This is a genomic window from Candidatus Nitrosopumilus sp. bin_68KS, from assembly GCF_054095825.1.
In genome coordinates this window covers 168,593-190,015 of sequence record NZ_JBSWSP010000008.1, presented here as the reverse complement: position 1 = coordinate 190,015, position 21,423 = coordinate 168,593, and the positions used below count along the sequence as shown (strand labels likewise).

22 protein-coding genes and 1 tRNA gene are annotated in these 21,423 nt (G+C 31.8%); 13 read left to right on the top strand and 10 right to left on the bottom strand.

Features of this window, described 5'->3' with window-relative positions:
* On the top strand, window positions 1–1,735 hold a 1,735-nt coding region (locus ACW9W3_RS03080), incomplete at its 5' end, for a MopE-related protein (RefSeq protein ID WP_457764691.1).
* Window positions 1,736–1,764: 29 nt separating this feature from the next.
* On the opposite strand, the gene glyS is transcribed toward ACW9W3_RS03080, so the two are convergent.
* Together glyS and ACW9W3_RS03070 are read right to left on the bottom strand one after the other, a co-directional pair.
* Window positions 1,765–3,222: a glycine--tRNA ligase gene (gene glyS / locus ACW9W3_RS03075; protein ID WP_457764690.1), complete on the bottom strand. Its 1,458-nt coding sequence runs from the start codon at window positions 3,220–3,222 to the stop codon at window positions 1,765–1,767.
* Window positions 3,223–3,253: 31 nt separating this feature from the next.
* Window positions 3,254–4,093, bottom strand: a complete 840-nt coding sequence (locus ACW9W3_RS03070; protein ID WP_457764689.1) for a deoxyribonuclease IV — start codon at window positions 4,091–4,093, stop codon at window positions 3,254–3,256.
* Between the two features lie 78 nt (window positions 4,094–4,171).
* On the opposite strand from ACW9W3_RS03070, the gene ACW9W3_RS03065 reads away from it, so the two are divergent.
* From ACW9W3_RS03065 to ACW9W3_RS03045, 5 genes are read left to right on the top strand one after another with little or no spacing between them, the layout of a single operon-like run.
* Window positions 4,172–5,197 (top strand): DNA primase, encoded by a 1,026-nt coding sequence (locus tag ACW9W3_RS03065; protein WP_457764688.1) that lies wholly within the window; start codon window positions 4,172–4,174, stop codon window positions 5,195–5,197.
* Window positions 5,197–6,318 (top strand): DNA primase small subunit domain-containing protein, encoded by a 1,122-nt coding sequence (locus ACW9W3_RS03060; protein WP_457764687.1) that lies wholly within the window; start codon window positions 5,197–5,199, stop codon window positions 6,316–6,318. Before ACW9W3_RS03065 ends, ACW9W3_RS03060 begins: the two co-directional genes overlap by 1 nt.
* A gap of 47 nt (window positions 6,319–6,365) precedes the next feature.
* Complete coding sequence (locus ACW9W3_RS03055; protein WP_457764686.1) at window positions 6,366–9,224, top strand: UPF0182 family protein; 2,859 nt, start codon at window positions 6,366–6,368, stop codon at window positions 9,222–9,224.
* Complete coding sequence (locus ACW9W3_RS03050) at window positions 9,225–9,767, top strand: type 1 glutamine amidotransferase (protein WP_457764685.1); 543 nt, start codon at window positions 9,225–9,227, stop codon at window positions 9,765–9,767.
* Window positions 9,768–9,801: 34 nt separating this feature from the next.
* Window positions 9,802–10,764, top strand: a complete 963-nt coding sequence (locus tag ACW9W3_RS03045) for a tetratricopeptide repeat protein (protein WP_457764684.1) — start codon at window positions 9,802–9,804, stop codon at window positions 10,762–10,764.
* Here ACW9W3_RS03045 and ACW9W3_RS03040 read toward each other — a convergent pair.
* A tRNA-Gly gene (locus ACW9W3_RS03040) sits at window positions 10,765–10,838 on the bottom strand.
* Between the two features lie 52 nt (window positions 10,839–10,890).
* Between ACW9W3_RS03040 and ACW9W3_RS03035 the strand changes: the two genes are divergently transcribed.
* Window positions 10,891–11,064, top strand: a complete 174-nt coding sequence (locus ACW9W3_RS03035; protein ID WP_457764683.1) for a zinc-domain-containing protein — start codon at window positions 10,891–10,893, stop codon at window positions 11,062–11,064.
* Here the strand turns inward: ACW9W3_RS03035 and ACW9W3_RS03030 are convergent, their stop codons facing one another.
* The gene (locus tag ACW9W3_RS03030; RefSeq protein ID WP_371504387.1) at window positions 11,065–11,187 is read right to left on the bottom strand and encodes a hypothetical protein; all 123 of its coding nucleotides are present in this window, start codon (window positions 11,185–11,187) and stop codon (window positions 11,065–11,067) included.
* Window positions 11,188–11,261: 74 nt separating this feature from the next.
* On the opposite strand from ACW9W3_RS03030, the gene ACW9W3_RS03025 reads away from it, so the two are divergent.
* From ACW9W3_RS03025 to ACW9W3_RS03005, 5 genes are all read left to right on the top strand, one after another.
* On the top strand, window positions 11,262–11,663 hold the full coding sequence (locus ACW9W3_RS03025; RefSeq protein WP_457764682.1) for a S6e family ribosomal protein: 402 nt from the start codon (window positions 11,262–11,264) through the stop codon (window positions 11,661–11,663).
* A gap of 31 nt (window positions 11,664–11,694) precedes the next feature.
* Window positions 11,695–12,957: a translation initiation factor IF-2 subunit gamma gene (locus tag ACW9W3_RS03020; RefSeq protein ID WP_457764681.1), complete on the top strand. Its 1,263-nt coding sequence runs from the start codon at window positions 11,695–11,697 to the stop codon at window positions 12,955–12,957.
* Window positions 12,950–13,318 (top strand): PIN domain-containing protein, encoded by a 369-nt coding sequence (locus ACW9W3_RS03015; RefSeq protein WP_457764680.1) that lies wholly within the window; start codon window positions 12,950–12,952, stop codon window positions 13,316–13,318. Before ACW9W3_RS03020 ends, ACW9W3_RS03015 begins: the two co-directional genes overlap by 8 nt.
* 42 nt (window positions 13,319–13,360) lie before the next feature.
* The gene (locus ACW9W3_RS03010; protein ID WP_457764696.1) at window positions 13,361–13,807 is read left to right on the top strand and encodes a YbhB/YbcL family Raf kinase inhibitor-like protein; all 447 of its coding nucleotides are present in this window, start codon (window positions 13,361–13,363) and stop codon (window positions 13,805–13,807) included.
* Window positions 13,808–13,876: 69 nt separating this feature from the next.
* A complete protein-coding gene (locus ACW9W3_RS03005) occupies window positions 13,877–16,009 on the top strand; it encodes an STT3 domain-containing protein (protein ID WP_457764679.1) in 2,133 nt (710 codons plus the stop codon).
* 3 nt (window positions 16,010–16,012) lie between these two features.
* On the opposite strand, the gene ACW9W3_RS03000 is transcribed toward ACW9W3_RS03005, so the two are convergent.
* The 3 genes from ACW9W3_RS03000 to cobO are packed head-to-tail and all read right to left on the bottom strand — an operon-like array spanning window position 16,013 to window position 17,541.
* Complete coding sequence (locus ACW9W3_RS03000; protein ID WP_457764678.1) at window positions 16,013–16,168, bottom strand: RNA-protein complex protein Nop10; 156 nt, start codon at window positions 16,166–16,168, stop codon at window positions 16,013–16,015.
* Between the two features lies 1 nt (window position 16,169).
* Window positions 16,170–16,967: a translation initiation factor IF-2 subunit alpha gene (locus tag ACW9W3_RS02995; RefSeq protein WP_457764677.1), complete on the bottom strand. Its 798-nt coding sequence runs from the start codon at window positions 16,965–16,967 to the stop codon at window positions 16,170–16,172.
* A 40-nt stretch (window positions 16,968–17,007) separates the two neighbouring features.
* On the bottom strand, window positions 17,008–17,541 hold the full coding sequence (cobO, locus tag ACW9W3_RS02990; protein ID WP_457764676.1) for a cob(I)yrinic acid a,c-diamide adenosyltransferase: 534 nt from the start codon (window positions 17,539–17,541) through the stop codon (window positions 17,008–17,010).
* Window positions 17,542–17,627: 86 nt separating this feature from the next.
* Here cobO and ACW9W3_RS02985 point away from each other — a divergent pair, with 86 nt between their 5' ends.
* Entirely contained in the window at window positions 17,628–18,983 is a 1,356-nt protein-coding gene (locus ACW9W3_RS02985) for a cobyrinate a,c-diamide synthase (protein WP_457764675.1), read from the top strand.
* Here the strand turns inward: ACW9W3_RS02985 and ACW9W3_RS02980 are convergent.
* Genes ACW9W3_RS02980 through ACW9W3_RS02970 form a run of 3 tightly spaced genes read right to left on the bottom strand, consistent with a single transcriptional unit; the run spans window position 18,972 to window position 21,404 of the window.
* The gene (locus tag ACW9W3_RS02980; protein ID WP_457764674.1) at window positions 18,972–19,613 is read right to left on the bottom strand and encodes a precorrin-8X methylmutase; all 642 of its coding nucleotides are present in this window, start codon (window positions 19,611–19,613) and stop codon (window positions 18,972–18,974) included. The genes ACW9W3_RS02985 and ACW9W3_RS02980 overlap by 12 nt on opposite strands.
* Window positions 19,603–20,355: a sirohydrochlorin chelatase gene (locus tag ACW9W3_RS02975; protein WP_457764673.1), complete on the bottom strand. Its 753-nt coding sequence runs from the start codon at window positions 20,353–20,355 to the stop codon at window positions 19,603–19,605. Before ACW9W3_RS02975 ends, ACW9W3_RS02980 begins: the two co-directional genes overlap by 11 nt.
* The gene (locus ACW9W3_RS02970; protein ID WP_457764672.1) at window positions 20,352–21,404 is read right to left on the bottom strand and encodes a cobalt-precorrin 5A hydrolase; all 1,053 of its coding nucleotides are present in this window, start codon (window positions 21,402–21,404) and stop codon (window positions 20,352–20,354) included. The genes ACW9W3_RS02975 and ACW9W3_RS02970 overlap by 4 nt, the downstream gene beginning before the upstream one ends.
* Window positions 21,405–21,423: the final 19 nt, after the last annotated feature.

Here is a 21,423-nt window from a genome sequence, read left to right as displayed (position 1 = left end):
CGCAATAGAAGAATTTGATGGTGTAGATAACAATTGTGTTGGAGGAATAGATGAAGGATTTGTAGACTTTGATGAGGATGGTTACGCTACAACATCTACTGGTCCTCAAGAAATAGACTGTGATGATAATAATGCCGCAATCAATCCGGGTGCAGACGAAGAAGATAATGGAATTGATGATAATTGTGTTGGAGGAATAGATGAAGGATTTGATATAGATGGTGATGGATTTACTCCGTTTGGGGGAGATTGTAATGATAATGCTCCTTTAGTATATCCTGGAGCTGATGAAGTTATTGATGGTGCTGATAATAATTGTGATACAATCTTTGACAACATTGATGAACTAGACCAAGATGGTGATGGTTACATTCCAGGTATTTTTACACAACTTGATTGGATAGGTCCACTTCCAGAACCTGATGGAGGAAATGACTGTAATGATAATAATTTAGATATTAATCCAGGTGCTACTGAAATTGGTGGAAATGGAATTGATGATAACTGTGATGGAATTCTGGATGATGGAGTAGATGAAGATGGAGATGGATGGGTTACTGGACCTGGAGTAGGATTTGATTGCCATGATAGAGTGGAAACTAATCCTGAGGCAATCTATTTTGGAATAGATCCTGTAGAAATTAATCCAGATGCCCAAGAAATTATTGGTGATGGTGTAGACAATAACTGTAATGATACCACTGATGAAATAGATCTAATTACTTTAGATGATTCTTTTACTGGTAATGGAGATTCAATACTTTCTGTATCTGCTTCTGGAGTACTAGGAAATGATATACGTCCATTATATGTGGAAATCCCACCCGTAGTATATCCAATATCTTCACTATTGCCAGTAGATATCACTATCATTGATCCATCTGGAAATATCGTAATGAATGATGACGGAAGTTTTGTATTTTCTCCAACAGATCCTCTATTTGGAATTTACTCTTTTGATTATTTTATGGAGTATGATGACACTTTAGGTCTGTCTGGTACAATAATTACAAGTAACACTGCATCAGTTACGTTAACACAAAAATTCTGTGGAAAAGATATGGATGACTTTGATAACGTCATTGTTGGAACAAATTCAAATGACAAACTAAAGGGAACAAATGATGATGATTTGATTTTAGGATTGGCTGGTAATGATAAGATTGATGGAAAGAAAGGTAATGACTGTATTTATGGTGGAGATGGAAATGATGACATTAAAGGACAACATGGAATGGATGAAATTCACGGTGGAGATGGAAATGACAAGATTACAGGACACCACGATGACGACATAATATTTGGAGATTCTGGAAATGATAAAATTACAGGACAACATGGAAATGACAAAATTCATGGTGGAGATGGAAATGATTACATTAAAGGTGAACATGGTAATGATGAATTATTTGGTGATGCTGGAAATGACAAAATTTCTGGTGGTCATGATGATGATATGATTGATGGTGGTGATGATGTTGATTATTGTAAAGGTGACAAGGGTGTTAACACAATAATTAATTGTGAAAAAGAAGATGACAAAGACGGAAAAGATGACAAACATGATGACAAAGACGGAAAAGATGACAAACATGATGACAAAGACGGAAAAGATGACAAACATGATGACAAAGACGGAAAAGATGACAAACATGATGACAAAGACGGAAAAGATGACAAACATGATGACAAAGACGGAAAAGATGACAAAAAATCTAAAAAGTCTAAAAAATAAAAATAATTTTTAATTTAATTTTTTAATATCTATGGATATGCAATAGATTCTGAAATTATTGTATCTATATCTACAATTTTTATTCTTGATTGTTCCATTGAATCTCTTTTTCTAATTGTAACTGTATCATCTTCCAGAGTCTGATGATCAACTGTTACTGCAAATGGTACACCAATCTCATCTAATCTTCTATATCGTCTTCCTATAGCACCTGAATGATCTAAAAATGCATCACATTTACGCTTAATTTGAAGATAAACCCCATCTGTCTTCTCTTTGAGTCCATCCTTTTTGACTAGAGATAAAACTCCGATATGAACAGGAGCCAGATATGGCTTGAGTGATAACACAATTCTTTCATGTTCCTTATCATCTTTGAGACTATGCTCTAAAATTGTGTAAAGACTTCTGTCAATCCCCATTGAGATCTCAAAGACATGAGGTAGAACTTTTTCATCATTATCCATCACTTCAAATTTCTCCTTACTCTTTGAAGCGTGACTTGATAAATCATAATCAGATCTATAATTACATGCAACAAGTTCTAGCCAACCAATAGTAGTTTCTACTTCAAAATCAAACGCAACTTCTGCATAGAATGCTTTTTCTTTATCTCCAAGTTTTCTGAATCTACTTTTTCTAATGTTAATACCTGTTTTCTCATAAAATTCAGTTAACATTCCCAAATAATATGCAACAAATTTGTTTGGAATAATGCCAGATTCTACTGCTTCTTTACATGTCATAGAGATTGGCTCTGCATCTGTTTGAACTCGAATTATTGTATTTTCTATTTCTGGAAAATTCTCCACTTCTTGTAACTTTGATGGATTGCAAAACACTTCAATTTCTGCCTGGTAAAATTCTCGTAAACGAAGCAAGCTCTGTCTTGGCGCAATCTCATTTCTAAAACTTTTTCCAACTTGGGCAATTCCCAATGGAAGTTTTCCTCGCATGGTCTTGAAAAGTCTTGGAAAATCCACAAAAATTGACTGGCAAGTTTCTGGTCTAAGATATGCCTCTTCTTCTTGGGGACCAATACCAACTTTAAACATCATATTAAATTTTTTAGTCTTATCAAAATCTCCTTTGCATTTAGGACACTTTATGTTATTTTGAATAATTGTATTATCAAATTCTTCCAAATCTGCACTCTCTGGAATTTCAATTTGTGAAATCTCTGCAATTGTTCTATCAGCTCTAAATGTAGAATTACACTTTGTACATTTGATAATTGGATCCGCAAAATTTCCTAAATGTCCTGATGCCTCAAAGACTGATTTTGACATTATTTGTGAGCCATCAATCTCAAGCATACCGTCTCGTCGAATTAATTCTCGTCGCCATAACTCTAGAAATTTATTTTTTAATCCTACACCTGATGGTCCATATTCCCAAAATCCAGCCTGTGCATCTGAATATATTTCACAGCTAGGAAAGTAAAATCCACGCTCAAGTGCTAATTTCATTACCTCTTCATAGTTCATTAAATCATCATTTCATCCATGAAATAAATTTCTACGCAAACTCCTTTGCTATTCTGATATTCTCAAAGTCGTCTCTTTCACCATCAATTGGAGTTTCTAAAATTATTGGAATTTTTTTCTTGTTTGCAAACTTTACTAAAGCTGAAATTCCTTTTTCTCCAATCCCTCCCAATCCTAAATGATAATGTCTATCCAAATTACAACCAAGCTCACCTTTTGCATCATTTAGATGTAATATTTTCAAATTCTCAATTCCAACATATTTATCAAATTCAGAAAATGTTTCTTTCACTTTATTTTCTGTTCGCAAGTCATAGCCGGAAACAAATGCATGACAAGAATCAATACAAATACCAAATTTCTTTGTAGGCTTTAGTTGCTTGAATATCTCACCTAGTTGTTTAAAATCAGAACCAACTGAATTTTTTTGGCCTGCAGTATTTTCCAATAAAATTACTACATCATTTTTTATCTTTCCAGCTCTTGTTAGTCCTTCAACTAGTCGTTTAATTCCAGCTTCTGCTCCTGTTCCTAAATGACTGCCGAGATGTGTTACAAGATACGGAATACCTAATTGCGCGCATCTCTCACTTTCATTAATCAAAGTGTTAATTGATTTTTCAAATCCATCATCTTTTGGTGATGCAAGATTTGGTAAATATGGCATATGTGCACATGTTGCAAATCTGTCAATTTTACTTTCCTTTAGTTTTGTTTTAAAATTTGTGACGTCTTCTTTAGAGAGATCTTTTGCATGCCATCCCCTTGGATTTCTAGTAAATATCTGAAAAGCAGAACATTCTCGTTCAACTGCATTATCTACTGCTTTGTCAATTGAACCTGATATTGAGACATGACAGCCGATCTGCATATTTGTTAAATTTCTTAAAACATAATTTAAACCAGCGTCAAAAATCAGATTTTTATGTAAATTAAGTAAATCATTATCATGATAGCATTAGGCCAAGATGAAATTGCAAAGTATCCATTCTTGGCAGACGCAGGTCAATATCTCAAAGATAAGGGATTCTCACTAGAGCAGTTTGGAACAGATCCCGATCTGAAGGATTTAATCAATAAAGCTTATGATAGGATTCTGGTAGCAGCTGATGGAAAAATCTACAAATCTGATCTGATTGGAGATCATGTATCAAAAGAAGCAGCACTTCCTAGAGAAGTTTTTTCATTTCTTTTAGCAATTGTATTACTAAAACTATGTGGAATGCACACTTTAATCAAGAGATTTTCTCTAGCTGAAGCTCGACGTGCAGAAAAATATCTTGAGCGAGATCTATCTAATATCTCAGATGAATCCAAAAAAGAACTAGCTATCAAAGTAATTGATGATCTCTTTTCTGTACAAATTGAAAAACAAGATGATTATTTTGTGATCCCCGTATCGGATTATCTAAAACATTCAGTAAATTTTCATGAAAGAGAATGGAAGCTGATAAACAGACATGTGGAAAAAGGACTTGTTTTTTTAACACCTCATGAAACAGTTAGATTGATAAGAAAAGAACTTGGAACATACATTAATTCTAAAATTGTCAATGCAAAAACACCTACTATGATTCCTGGTTTTGAGGATTCAGTAAACAAACTAGCATTATTATCAAAAAAATTTACAACTTTTACAGTAACTACCGGAGAATATCCACCATGTATCAAACATGCCATAGATGTTCTAGAAAAAGGTGAAAATCTTCCACATTCAGGAAGATTCATGCTAGCTACTTTTCTTCTATCAAAGGGACAATCAGTTCAACAAATTGCACCTTTATTCAAAAATGCACCTGATTACAATCCTCGTGTAACTCTTTACCAGCTTAATCACTTGGCAGGAACTTCTGGAAGTGGAACTCAGTACTCTTGTCCATCATGTGAAAAACTAAAAACACAAAGTCTTTGTTTTGCAACATCAGAATGTGATAATATCATTAACCCACTACAATTCGGAAAGAAGAGAAAATAATGCAAGAAACTGATATTAAATTCTTAGAAGATTCGTTTAAAAAATACTATTTTGAACATTTTGATCTTATTCGAGTACCTGAACGTACATCAGAGCGAGAATTTGGATATCAAAAATTTAATTCTGGAATGATTAGACACATCCAAATCAAAGATGATAAGGAATTACATTTACTATTTATGCAAAATGTTCCATCTGATGTTTATTGCTCAAATGCATACTATACATTTCCTAATTTACCAATGAATGAAAAAGATTGGAAAGAGGCTGATCTTATCTTTGATATTGATGCAAAAGATCTCAATTTACCATGTAGGGAAAGTCATACAGTGTCAATATGTAATGACTGCAATCAAACCTCAAAGAATTCAAACCAATGTAACAAATGTAATTCAACAAAACTAGAAAAAAAATCATTGCCATGTAAAATTTGTATTGATTCATCAAAAATTCAAGTAAACAAATTATCTGAAATTTTGATTGATGATTTTGCAATTAATAAAGAAAACATTTATGTATATTTTTCTGGAAATGAGGGATTTCATGTATATGTATACAATTCACAATTTCAACAAATAGGATCTAGAGAAAGATCAGATCTATCTGATTATATCATGTTACGTGGTGCTATCCCTGAAACTTTTGGAATGAAGAAATTCAAACCAAACCGTTCATCTTTTCCAGAATTTGGTGACAAGGGATGGAAAGGAAGATTTTCCAAATATGTATTTGGAGCTAAATCAAAGCGCTCAAAAATTATCTCAGAATTATTGGTAAATGGTTATTCATCTTTTCAAAAGACTTTAGATGATATATCTGAAAACATTGGTGTAAAAATTGATCCAAATGTAACAATGGATATTCATAGAATTTTTAGATTACCAGGGTCTATTAACAGTAAAAGTGGTCTTACAAAAATTCTTTGTAAAGATTTATCAAAATTTGACCCTTATACAGAAGCATCATTTCTTAGCGATGATCGTGTAGAAGTTTTTGCAAATTCTCCGATAGAATTTAAACTCAAAAACAAAAAATTTGGACCATATAACAACGAAAAAGTATCCATTCCGACATTTGCAGCAGTCTATATGATTTGCAAAAAATTAGCAAGAATTGCTTAATTTTGCTAATAAGACATTAATTTAGCAAATCATAACAAAATTTAACTTTGTATAGTGCCTCTACTGATAAGCAAGCTCCGCCTCCTGATGCTGGAAAATTCATCAGATTAGGTATTGTAGCCATTATTGGGATAGTAATTTTTGCCATGGTTGGAAATCAGGCAGTAATTTTATCGATGAATTTTACAGAATTTGGCGATCAGTTCACAAAACCTCTCTATTACACACTTGTCTCTACAATAATTCTCTCAGCAATTGCCCTTGTCCGTGTAAATATTTCTGGAAGATCTTCTATTTTCTGGTATATCATTAGAACGGCAATTGGATTTCTTGGAAGCGGTGGACAGCAACCGATCTCAAATAATATCTCAAGTTTTAAAGAATACAAACTCTCCTCTCCACAATTTGTTATTTGGCAAATAACCAAAATTTTGCTTTTTGGCGCATTCTTTGCAAATATCATGTTTGGATTTGCAGCAGTATCATTTATCGATGGTAATTATTTAGGAATTGAAAATCTACCAAAATTATTTTCTTTACCGTTTGTAACTCCTGGAAATAATCCAAATTATGCAGCTGAGAATGTTGTTCCAATGATTCCTGCTCTAGTAATTTTGATTCCTCCATTACTTGCAGCAATTGGATTACGTCTAGTTTTGTATGTTGGAATTCACAGAATAATTAATGTAATTACTTCATTTTTACATGATTCTAATGATGGAAAGCCAAGATATCTAAATTATGTTTCAACAATTGAAGGAATAATTGGAATCGGAATTATTTGGGCAGGATTTAATCTCTTCTTTACTGATCAAATTGATTATAATACACGATATGTAATTGGTGGTACACTTCTCATAGGCTTTGCACTAATTGGATTTTCTGTAGTTGATAGAATTCGAGCACGAGTACTAACTCATATGTTTAAGAGAGATGTTTACATTCGAATTCTAAGTATTATTGCAATTGCAATTATTATTGCAGGAGTAGTTTCAGTTAACAACAGTATAGCTGATGCCAAAAAAATTGAATATTTAGGTCCATACACTGCTCAGCAAATTGGAGTAAATCGATATCTTGGTGAGTTAAACAATATTCAAGAAAATACTCATGATGTTCAGCTAACATCAGTTTCTGCAAATAATATCAAAAATTATGTTTCTCAACACAGTGATGTACTAGATGTTATTCGAATTTGGGATTGGGAAGCAGCTTTTGCAAAATTAAAACCTGAAATTGGTCTTATTCCATATGTTGACTTTGAAGATAATGATATTCTCCGATTTAACAATACTCTTTATTGGACTGCCTCTATGAAACCAATTCTACCAACATCTGTTAGCCTTGAAAATAGATGGTATAACGAACATTTAGTTTATACTCATGCTCCGAATGGATTCCTAACACTTGAAGCAACTGGTGGTCAGATTGTTGATAGTGGTGAATTTTTCAAACAAAGAAAAATTTACTATGGTGAGGGTGGATTGTTTGAGCAAACTTGGTCTGGTTATCCAAATTCACGAGATAGTCAAAACAGTGCAGAATTAGGTGGTGTATCTTATTCGGGATTAGGCGGACTAGATGTTTCACCACCATTAAGTTGGATATTTGAACCAAACTTTTTACTTTCATTTCCAGCAGAATCAGTCCACATTATGAGATACAAAGATGTACATGACAGAATGGAAACACTATATCCTTACTTCCTTTATGATTTGTTCGGAAAAGAATTAGACTCACTTCCTGTTACTGATGGAACAAACTCTTACTGGCTAATCCCATTAATTATTGGATTTGATACCAATGATGTTCCTTGGTCAGTTGGAAATCCCTACTTGCGTTTGGTAGGTTATGCACTAGTAGATACTTACAATGGTGATATCCAATTACTAAAGACTGGAGATGATTTCTTTTCAGATATGTTCTCTAGTCAATACTCTGACCAATTCAAACCAATTCCTACTTGGCTAGAAGAGCAAATCAGATATCCCGTAGAATTATTCAATTGGAAAACAGAGATGTATAATATCTACCATGTAACTAATGTTGAGACATTTATTCAAGCAAATGAATTCTATGAAATACCTCGTGGATTAGAAACCTATTATGTTGAAGCTAAACCTCCAGGATTTGCACAAACTGAATTCTTGGGATTACTTTCATTAGAATTGAGAGGTTCTCAAGGAAGAAATCTTGCAGGTTATATGGTAGTTGAAAATGATCTTACTAATTTAGGTAATTTACAATTCTATGAAGTTCCTCTAAATTCTACAACTAAATTAATTGGTCCAACTGCAGTTAGGGAAGCACTAGATAGGGATCCAGAATTTGCTCAACTTAAGACGCTTTTGAGAAATCCAAGAATAGGTGATAATATTTTATATCGTGTAGGTGATCATGATATCTACTTTATTCCAGTTTATACTGCAGGAGCTGGTGGTGTAGTTGCACAATTAGGTACTATTGCAGCAGTAGGTGCTGCATTTAATGGAGAATACTTTGTTGGATTGGGTGATACTCAAGAAAAAGCATTTGAGGCTTACTTGAAGAAAGTTTCTGGTGTTGCATCAGCTGTTACAACCGCAGATGATAATTATGTTGAATTAGATAGAAGTAATAGAATTGACATTATAAAATCTATATTTGAAGAAAACAACATTACTGTATCTGAACCAACATCAATTCAGATCCCGTTATCATTTAATGAAGGTCAGTTATTCTTCTTTACTCAAGGTGATCGTGAAAATACAGAAGAATTCCTCAATGAATTCATTGATGATTTTGTAAAACCACGAAGTGATAGAGTATTCATGTGGCAAGAAGAAAGTAATCTCAACATTGGAACAATATTTGTCAAAGATGGAATTTCTGAGATACATTATGTCTCAATTGAGGTAGGCAACTAATTGCTCTTAGTTGTTGATAACGGGTCAATCTATACAAAAAATTTAACTGAATTTCTAACTCAAAAAAATATTTTATTTGAAAAACAAACTCCTCATTTTCTTAACCTTAACTCCCTTTCAAATTATGATTGTTTTATTTTATCTGGAAGAAGAAAAAATGAAAAAAAGATTAACGAAATTAATTCAAAAATTATTAATTTTTCCATTAAAAACAATGTCAAATTACTTGGAATTTGTTATGGTGCAGAAATTTTGGCTCTTACTCTAGGTGGAACAATTCGAAAAACTAAATCTCTTCAAAAAGGAAATGAATTAATCAGTATATCAAAAGAAAATTTGGTTTGTAATGATTCTCTAAATGTTTTTGAGAGTCATGGGTTTGAGATATCACGATTACCTCCAGTTTTAATTTCTCTTGCAGAATCCAATAATTGTAAATATGAAATTATTCAATATGATAAAAAACTAATTTTTGGAACCCAATTTCATCCTGAAATGTCTCAAGATGGTAAAATACTAATTGAAAAATTCTGTTTACTTTGATTGATTTTAATAACTCTCAAGATTTCTTTGATTTATGGAGCAAGAAGATCATGAATTACTTTTACCTCTAGTTGAAGAAGAAAATATTTGTCTGCCATTACCAATCAACGTTGTATCAAAATATTGGAATGTAGAATTACCAATGGCCGAAGCTATTGAGACTGCCAAAAAATATTCAGGGTTTAATGGTAGTATAATTATTGAAGGAATAGAATCAGCTGAAAGACATGGGCTAGCATGTAAGATAGTAAATTCATCTTTACCAGAACTTAAAAAAATTATTGATTCTGGAGTACCTCCAATTGTAATTCTTCCAGGGATTCCCGAAATTACTCAACATGTATCTATCATTACTGGTTATGATAATAAAGAAAAAACAATTCTACATTATATTCAGAAAGGTAATTTAAAAGGAGAACAACAGGAAGGAGCAATACCTGAAGACATTTTTGACAAAGAATGGTCTGAAGATGGTAGATTATTGATATTGTTAGCACCATTTGATATTTTATCTTCTATAAAAGTAGAAAATGACTCAACTGATAAATCAAATCGACTTTGTCTCATCTCTGAACGACAAAATATTCTTAAAAACTATTCTGATGCAATTGAATCATTAAAACAAGCAATAGAAATTTCTCCAATTAATTATACTGCCTTACATCAATTAGGATCTATAATGAACCAACAAAATTCTCCTGAATGTGTAAAATTTTATGAAAAATGTTTAGAATTAAATAAAAGATCATTTTTGACTTGCAACGGTCTTGGAAATTATTATCTTAAAACTAATCAATTTGAAAAGGCAGAAAACTATTACACAAAAGCTATTGAAATCAATCGAAAAAGATCTGCTAAAATTTATAAAAATAGAGCATATCTAAGAGAAAAACAAAACAAGAATTCTGAAGCAAAAGATGATCTTAAAAATTATTTAAAATATAATCCAAAGGCTCCTGATAGAGGAGTAATCGAGCAGGCAATTAGAGAGATATAATGCGGAGTGCGGGATTTGAACCCGCGGCCTTCAGCTTGGGAAGCTGACGTCATACCAGACTAAACTAACTCCGCTTAAGATGAATTGATTGATTATGATTAAATATCTTAATTAGGAAAATAGTATATGGATGCAAAGTGCCCTGAATGTGAAAAAGTTGCAATCTTAGATGATGATATTACTAAAGTAAAATGTCCTCATTGCAACTTTGAATCAGATTATGATTCATATCTTGAAATTATGAAAGATCAGGCAATCAATATGGCAACAGACTATATTCCAGATCGACCTGGAATGTAATCACCAATAATTCCCTTTGTCAGAGCAATCTAAATGCGCTCCACAATTTGGGCAAAACATATGACAAGCTTGCATGTCTACCATAATTTTATCACACCTTGGACATCTAATATCTTCAGCCATACTCATCTTAGTGAATCTTGATTTAAAAATAATGTCCAAAGGTTAATTAGTCGTTCAACTTTTTTTTGGAATAATTGACAAACTTCAAACTTACAATTTCAGATATTAAAGGAAAATCCGTTTCAAAGGAACTCAAAGATAGTGATGCTAATCCTTTGTTAGGATTACAGCTTGGAAATGAAACTGATGCATCAATTGTTGGACTATCTGGAAAACTAAAACTCACTGGAGGAAGTGATAAATCTGGAGTTCCCATGAGAAATGACGTTCATGGTTCTGCAAGAAAAAAAGTTCTTCTTTCAAAAGGAGTAGGTTTGCAAGATGCGGAGATTGGACAAAGAAAGAGAAAGCTAATGCGTGGAAATACAGTATCTGAAGAAATCTATCAAGTAAATTGTAAATTTGATGGAGAACTACCAGTTGAAGCTCCTACTGAAGAATCTATAGAAGAAAAAACTGAAGATAAAAAAGAATAACTTAACATATACCGATTCTACATTTTGAGTCATGCATTGGAGAGAAACACTTCCTGATTGGTACATCAAAAAATATGGTTATCAACCATGTGTTAACATTGGAACTGCAGGGCATGTAGATCACGGAAAAACTACTCTAATTCAAGCATTAACTGGTTCTTGGACTAGTGTGCATAGTCAGGAATTAAAACGTGGAATTACAATTCGTGTAGGTTATTCTGATGCAGCATTTTACAAATGTAAAAGCTGTGAGGAACCTTTGGGATACTCTACAACTCCAAAATGTAATAATTGTGGAAAAGAAAGTGAATTATCTAGAGTTGTAAGTTTTGTAGATAGTCCTGGACACGAAAGTTTGATGGCAAATATGCTATCAGGATCTGCTTTGATGGATGGCGCATTATTACTAGTTGCTGCAAATGAAAAAGTTCCTAAACCTCAAACCAAAGAACACCTTTTAGCTCTTCAGACACTTGGAATACAACAAATAGTTATAGTTCAAAATAAAGTCGATTTACTTCCTTACAAAGAAGTTATGGCAAATTATCAAGACATTACAAAATTTGTAAAGGGAACTTTTGCTGCAAAATCCCCAATTATTCCAATCTCTGCCCAATCTGGATTAAACATTGATGCATTAATTGGCTTTATAGAATCAACAATCAAAACTCCAGAAAGAGATGAAAAGAAAGATACTGTAATGCATGTTTTACGTTCTTTTGATGTAAACAAACCTGGAATAAAATTAAAGGATATCAAAGGAGGTGTAATTGGCGGAAGTCTAACACAAGGAGTTTTTAAAATTGGAGATGAAATTGAGATTAAACCTGGCATTATGAATGAGAAAACAAAATCATATGAACCCTTACTAACAGAAATAACATCTTTGGGAACGGCTGCAGGAATTGTTGATTCAGTTAAACCTGGCGGATTAGTTGCAATTGGGACAAAATTGGATCCCTCTATGACTAGAAGTGATTCGTTTATTGGTTCAGTAATTGGAAAACCAGGAACACTTCCTGAAAACTCTACTGAATTAAAACTTGAAGTAAATCTATTTGATGTTGCTGTGGGAATTACTGAGGATACTAAAGTCCAGCCAATTCAATCAGGGGAATTACTTAGGTTGAATATTGGAACTGCACCAATATTAGGTAAGGTGACTAAAATCAAATCGAAAAATATTCAGATTGAACTTAGACGCCCAGCTTGCATCTTTGAAGGTGGTAATGTTGCAATAAGTAGAAGAATTGATGAAAGATGGAGATTAATTGGTGCAGGAATAATTGGTTGAAGTAATCTGTGATACTAATTTTTTAATCCATTTAGCAACTAAACGAATAAAAAACATTGATAATCTTGATGTAGAGATTGGTTCACTTTCTTTTGTTGTTCCAGAAGTAGTAATAACTGAGTTAAATAAATTAGAAAAAATACCAGAAAAAAGACAAGAAATCCTTGTTACCTTAAATTTTATAAAAAATTTTAAAAAAATTCCTATTTATGGGAATTTTGCTGATAAGAAATTATTAGATTATGTAAAAAATAATAGATCTATGATTGGAACCATGGATAAAATATTGAAAAAACAGATCAAACAAGCTGGTGGTTCAATAATTTCATTATCTAATGATAATATTATTTTAGAATCTTAGAAAAATTTAACTTTAAGACTTTTTTTAAACATAATGAGGATCATGATTTTAAAGAGCCCTTCTTTTAAAAACGGTGGAACCATTCCGAGAAAATACGGATACAAAAATGAAAATTTAAGTCCTCCTCTGATAATTGAACAAGTTCCAGAAGAAACAAAATCACTGGCCTTAATCATGGATGATCCTGATGCGATGGGAGCAGTTGGGAAAGTTTGGGTTCATTGGGTTTTATGGAACATTTCACCACAAACACATGAAATTGCAGAAAATATAATTCCTGAAAACTCAATTGAGGGGAAAACAGATTTTGATGAAATTGGTTATGGCGGTCCAGCACCACCAGATAAAGAGCATACCTATATTTTCAAACTTTATGCATTAGACACAGAATTAAATTTAGAACAAAATTCAACAAAAGATGATGTCAAAGAATCTATGAAAAAACATATACTTGCTGAAGCAAAACTTGAAGGAAAATATGCTCTTTGATAACATCTGATATCTGATCAAAAATCATTTTTAAAAAGAGTAATAAACATAGATTATTGTTCAAGAATAATGAATTCAAGTTCTAGTTTGCTATCAATAGGAAAATTTGATTTAAAACTAAACCATCTTCTAATAATAGGAATTCTTACATTATCGTTTTCAATTTCATTTTTAATTAGATCACAACCTGCAAATTATGGATGGGAATTAAATGAATTTGATCCTTTTTTTAATTACAGAGCAACACAATATGTTGTTGATAACGGAATAGACTCGTATTTTCAATGGAATGATGATCTAAGTTGGTATCCTAATGGAAGAAATGTTTCTCAAACCTCGCAAGTAATGTTGCATATTACTACAGCAATAACATATTGGATTTTTGGCGGTGATAATCTTTATGACTTTGCTATTTTATTTCCGGTAATTTTTGGTTCTTTAACATCTATTGTTGTTTTCGCATTAGTTAGAACCATTGGAGGAACTACAGCAGGATTATTTGCAACATTATTTTTTGCTGTTTCATTACCAATTATTGTTCGAGGCCAAATTGGATGGTTTAAATCAGAACCACTTGGTTTATTTTTTAGTATTTTAGCAATCTATCTTTTTTTAAGTGCTTTAAAATCAAAAAACTATAAAATTAGTATTCCAAAGATGATTTCTGCTGGAATTTTAATTATATTTGGTCTGTCTGCATGGGGAGGAGATCAATTTTTCATTGTACCATTAGGTATTTTCTTATTTACATTACCTTTCTTAAGAAAAGATCATAAATTTTTAATTTCTATGATACCAATATTTACAATATCCTTACTTATTACATCAATAGCATTTGAAAGATTGGGAACTAATTTTATTACTGGATTAGGGGGAATTTCGATAATAGTACCTACAATTTTCTTGATATCTTGTATTGTCATCCAACAAAAGAGTAATGAACATTCTAAGACTAGGAATGGATTACTTTTACTCTTAGGATTTATAATTATTGGATCAACTGTTTTTATCTTAAATGATGAATTACACTTTTTACCACTTCCAAGTCATAGATATCTAAATGCAGTAAATCCATTTTTGATCACTACAGATCCTTTAGTGGATTCTGTTTCTGAACACGCTACAACCACCCTTGAACAATCTTTTCTTTTTCATTCAATATTGATGATATTTGCAGGATTTGGAATTTGGATAATTCTAAAAAATTCTAAAAAATCTAACTTCATAACTTCTGATATGGTTTCATTTTCATTAATTTTTGGCATACTGGGAGTTTATGTTAGTTCTGCATTTGTAAGATTGGAAGTATTTGCATCATTATCAGTAATTATTTTCTCTTCTATAGGATTATCAATATTATCAAAAGAATTATTTTTAAATAAAATAGAAATTAAAAAATCTAAAAATCTGATTGTAAAATCATCTTTTCTATTGGGAATTATTTTATTATTAACTATTCCAATAACTTTCCCTGAAAATGGAAATGTTTTTTCAATAACTAATAATCCCCCTACGATATTAAATGGTGGAAGTACATTTAGAATTAGTACAAGTGATTGGATTGATTCAATGGAATGGATTAAAAATAATACCCCAAAAGATTCAGTAATAGCTGCTTGGTGGGATTATGGATATTGGATTCAAACAATGGGTGAAAGAGCTTCTCTTGCAGACAATTCTACACTGATTACTTGGATAATCCAAAATATTGCAAATGCTTTTCTAAGTCCTTCAGATGAAGGACGAGAACTTTTACTCGATATGCAAGCAGATTATGTTGTAATTTTTATCACTGCTCAACGATTAACTATTGATAATGGGGATCAGCCACTTTATCTTTTACAAGGTGGTGGAGATGAATCAAAAAAATCATGGTTTATGAAAATTGCTAAAAAACCATTAGCTAAATACCTTCATTCTGATGGAATCAGTGGAACAGATTATTTTTGGAATGAAACATTGTTAGGACAAATGACTCCTTTCACTCTTTTAGGCTATGTTGATTTAACTACAAATCAGCAATCTCTAACATATCAACCAGGATTTACTGGAATATATACAAAAGATATCAAATTCCCTCAAGACGGTAATGGACCATTAAAATTAGTCTACACATCACCAAGTTTTGATGTTGAAAAAGGAGGACAAGTAATTGGAGTATTTATTTATGAAATTAACAAGAATTATGTTTCATTAAATTAATTTTTAATAATATCTTTCAGCTAATCTATATCTCATGTATTTATCGTCTGGTGAAAATTTAGCTGGATGTGCTGATGTTGTTTTTTCATTACATTTTGAACATTTTTCTTTTAGAGTATATTGATTACATCTGATACATTTTCTTAATTGAAATTTCATTTTAATTTTCTCTTGTTTTCTTTGATTCTTCTCTGGTAAATTTGAATGAGCCTTTCTTCTTTTCTATGCTGGTTTGAATTTCTTCAATAATTGGTTTTAATGATTTTTCTGCTGCTTTAAAATTCTCTGAAGTAATTGATAGTCGATATTTTGGTGCTCCTAAATAAGTAATATCTATTGTTGAATCTTTTTTCAAAACATCTAATAAAACTTTTTTAATTATTTCTACTCCATCTGATTTGTTACTTGTTATTTCCATAATACCTCTAATTTCTACTGACGGGAGTTTAATTTTAGAACAAATTTCTCCGATTACGGTTGCAGTTTTTTTTGCAAGTTTAAGTTCCTTTACCGACTCAATACCATTTCTTGCAATTTCTATGAATGCATCATACACAGAATCAAATTTTGAATAAATACTATCTTCTAATTTTTCAATTTCTTCATCTGTAAGTTTTGCTTTGTCCTGAACATTTTGTAATAACGTTTTACCTTTTTCAAATTTTTTAACTTCTTTTAGCTTTTGCTTTTTCTGATCTTTTGATACTTGTTTTAATGATAGATCGATATCTCCTCTCTTAGAATTTACTTTTTTTACTAGTAGCACTTTTTTCTCTCCATCTTTGACAAATCTACTTACTGATCTAATCCAACCTGGTGCAATCTCTGAAATATGCAAAAATCCTTGGATATCATCATATTCATCTAATGTTACATATGCCCCATGATCCATTACCTTGGTAACTGTAGCAAGAATAATCTCTCCTTGCTCTGGCATTTCTTGGATTTCAGTAGACATTTCTTCTAAAACTCTTCAATGCGTAAATTAATGTTGCTGGCTAGAAATCAATGCCTTTCTTAGCCTTTATGCCCTTTTGAAAAGGGTGTTTTATCTCTCTCATCTCCGTAACTAAATCCGCAATTTCAATGACTTCATCTTTGGCATAATTCCCAGTTAATATCAGATCTATACCTTTTGGTTTTGATTTTATAATGTTTAAAACATCATCAACTGAAATTAAATTGAGATTTACTGCATAGTTTATCTCATCTAAAATTACTATGTCAAAATTCCCTGACTGAATTTTTTCATTACTAATCCTTATGGCCTCTTTTGCAACTTGTTGATGATCTTCTTTTGGACTTTTATCATCAATTATGCCGACAAACCCTTTCCCAACTGCAACCATTTCAAATTCTGGTTCAAGTTTTTTCGATGAATCCATTTCACCATAATGCCATGAACCCTTGATAAATTGAATCATACAAGTTCTCTTTTGATACCCTGTCGCACGTAATGCGATTCCCAAAGCTGCAGTTGTTTTCCCTTTACCTTTACCAGTATAAACAATGGTTAGCCCATCTTCTTCCATAAATTACAACAAATGATTCTAACTAAAAACATTGAGGATTTTTAGTAATCTATCACTTTAAATAAAAATTGGTTCTAGTCACACAATTGAGAATCCCTAGAATTGTAATTGCAGGTGCTACTAGTGGAGTAGGAAAGACATCAATTACCTGCTCAATAATCTATGGATTACAAAAAAAAGGTTTTACTGTTCAACCATTTAAGGTTGGACCTGATTACATCGATCCAGTATATCTTTCAAGTATTTCTAAATGTGAAACATACAACTTGGATACTTGGTTAATGGGTGAAAATCAACTTTTGAATAGTTTTCTTTCAAATTCAAAATCTGATATTTCTATTATAGAAGGCGTAATGGGATATTATGATGGATTTGGCGGTGATTCAAACTATGCAAGTACTCACCATGTGGCATCTATAACAAAATCTCATGTCATATTGGTTCTAGATGCAAGCAAAACTTCTCGTTCAATTGCTGCAACTGCACTTGGATTTTTAAAATTTCATAGAAACTCTCGTATATCTGGAATTATTCTAAACAAAATAGGTAGTAAAAAACATGAACTTTTGTGTAAAAGTGCTCTAGAAAAAACTAAAATCCCAATAATTGGCGTAATTCCAAAAAACCCTTTATTGGTAATTCCATCTCGACACCTTGGATTAATTTCAACATTAGAGAGTAAAATTCTCAAAAAACAGATTGAAAAAATATCTAAAATTATTTCAGAAAATATTGATATTAACCAAATTATTAAAATCGCAAAAAATTCATCTGATCTTACAAAAAAATCTAAACCAACACACAAGAAACCAAAAACTACTATTGCAGTTGCACTTGATACCTCATTTAATTTCTATTATCAAGATAACTTAGAAGCATTACGTCGTGAAGGTGCAAAATTAAAATTCTTTAGTCCGGTCAAGGATAAAAAAATCCCAAAGTGTGATGGTCTTTACATTGGTGGTGGGTTTCCCGAAATTCTAGGTGATTCCCTTGAAAAAAACCAAACAATGAAAAAAGCAATAAAAAAACTATCTGAAGACAATCTTCCTATTTATGCCGAATGTGGTGGATTGATGTATTTGACAAAATCCATATTATCTGAAGATAAAAAATACAAAATGATTGGTCTATTTGATGCTGAAACTAAAATGACAAAAAAAATGAGACTAAATTATACAAAGGGTAAGATTATTTCAAAAAATCCAATATCTGAAAAACTACATAATTTTCAAGGACATGAATTTCACTATTCACATTTAGATTCTGTCTCACCTGATTCAAAATTTGCTTATACTTTAGAAATAGGTGAAGGAATTAAAAATCATCAAGATGGCTTTATTCAAGATAATACCCTTGCATCATATGGTCATCTCTATTTTGATAGCTCAAACTATGCAGAAATTTTTGTAAAAAACTGTATAAAAAATTCAAAGAGATGATTCTGCTCTAATTAGTTTGAAAAGAGCATTAATTGTAGCAGATACTGAAGAACTTCCTCCCTTTCTGCCAATATTTGTGATAAATGGAACCTCTTCCAACTTTGCTAGTTCTGCTTTTGATTCTACAGCACAGATGAATCCTACTGGAATCCCAATAATTAGGGCAGGTTTTACTACGCCTTCTTTGACCATCTGAATTACTTCTAAAAGTGCTGTAGGTGCATTTCCTATTGCTACAACTCCTCCATCAATGTCTGAGATTGCTGCCCTCATGGATACTTGGGAGCGAGTTTTACCTTCTTTTTTTGCTAATTCCATAATTTCTGGTTTTGAAATATTACAAACAATGTTATTTCCAAAATCTATAGGATTTTGCTTATTCATTCCTCCAATTACTCCATTAACATCAACTACTATGCTACACCCATTCTTCAAAGCATTCATACCGCCTTGAATTGCATCTTTGTGAAAAATCAACTTGTTTTTGTTTGCAAAATCAAAATCAGCTGTTGAATGAATAATTCTTCTAACAATAGGCCATTCTTTTTCATTGAATTCATGTGATCCTATTTCATCTTCGATCATTTGCATACTTGCATCTTCAATTGATTGACCTTTCTTAGTTTGCATCTTCAACCTCTTTTGCTCTCTCTAATATCAAATCTACCATTTTTTGATCTGTTCCTATGTGTTTTGTAATGAATGCTTTTTCTATAGTGGATTTTTCAAGCGCTGGTATCAAATCATTATTAATATCAGTTTTGACATGTGCACCTTCATGAAGAAAATAAAAAACAATTATCAATACTTTGGGATTATCTTTTTCACATTTTTTAATTCCTTCAAAAATATCCGGCTGCTCAATTTCAAGCCAACATCTACTGACATTTCTGTAGGAGTCTGTTAATTCATTTACAATGTAATCCAATGATCTTTGTGCATTAGGATCTTTACTGCCGTGCCCAATAATCATAACATCTACTTCGTTATTTGAAAGTGTAATTTTATTTTCTTTTAGTGTTGTAGATATTCTGTTTTCAACAACATCTACCAAAGTTTTATGCATGCTCATTTGTTTTGTTACTAGAAATTTCACTTTAGTATCTTTTTGGAATTTCATTACATCCGTTACTGCATTTTTCACTTTTTTACCAGGATACAAAAAGTATGGAACTATCGTTAACGAATCTATATCTTGTTTTAAACATTTAGGAATCCCATCCTCGATATATGGTGGTTCTACCTCGAGAAAACAATAATCAGTAAAAACATAGTCACCTTTAGCCTTGATTCCTTTACAAATAATTTCTAATTCTTCAGAAGCTTCTCTTTCTCTACTTCCTCTATCGATAAGTAATAATCCTCGCTTCAATTCATAATCCTCGCTATTGCTATAGTCAAATTTGGTGGGAATTTCTGCTTTTCTACGATTAATTCTCCTCCTGAAACCTTAATCGCAGCAGCTTCAGAAACACTTGCAGTTCCCTCAAATGCTTTAACTGTTTCAGAAGGATTTGGTGCAGAAATTTCTGCCAGATCTTCTCTGTCTACGTACTCTACTGTAATTCCCATTTCTTTTCCAAGATCTATCAACCCTTGTACATCTTGTGGTTTTTTTATTGAAACTAATTTTGCAATGGATTTTGAACTAAGTTTGAATTTTTCCAAACAAGTTTCAACCCCTCCTCTAATAGTTTCTTTTGAAGTATCCCAATGTAATCCAATACCAATAACTAAACTTGGAGGGCGATAAATCACAGATTCTTTTATAATATCATCATCAATTATTTTATCAGAAATTATCAAATATGCTCTTGAATTTGATTTTCTTAAATCTTCCATATTCTCATAAATCACAACATTCTTTGGTAATTTTTTATACCAATTTTTTTCTCCTATATCCTGAAAAACACCGATTGGCTCTTCATTTACCATATGTGCACTAATTTTTGTTACAGTAGAATCATCATCAATTTTCCAATTAAACTCCCTTCCTACCAAATCAACAGCTATAGTTTTGTTTACATCTGCCGCAGTAGTAATTACCGATGTTGCTCCAAGTTTTTCTGCAATTTCTTCTGTAAATTCATTTGCACCTCCAATATGTCCAGATAAAACACTGATTACAAAATTCATTTTATCATCAATTACAATTACTGCAGGATCAGTTTTCTTATCTTTCAAATGTGGTGCAATTAATCTAATTACTGCACCTAATGAAAAAAGACAAATTAATGCATTGCTACTTTTGAAAAGTTCAATAATTTTCTCAGATGTAGGCTCAGAATACCATATTACTCCATTATTCCCATTTGATAGTTTTGAAGGTGCAAAAATTTTCCAGTCTGGAAATAACTTTTTTAGCTTTTCACCAATTTTTACTCCGTTTTTAGTAATAGCAAGTAATGAAGTTTTTTCCATAATCAAAATCTCCCAGCTT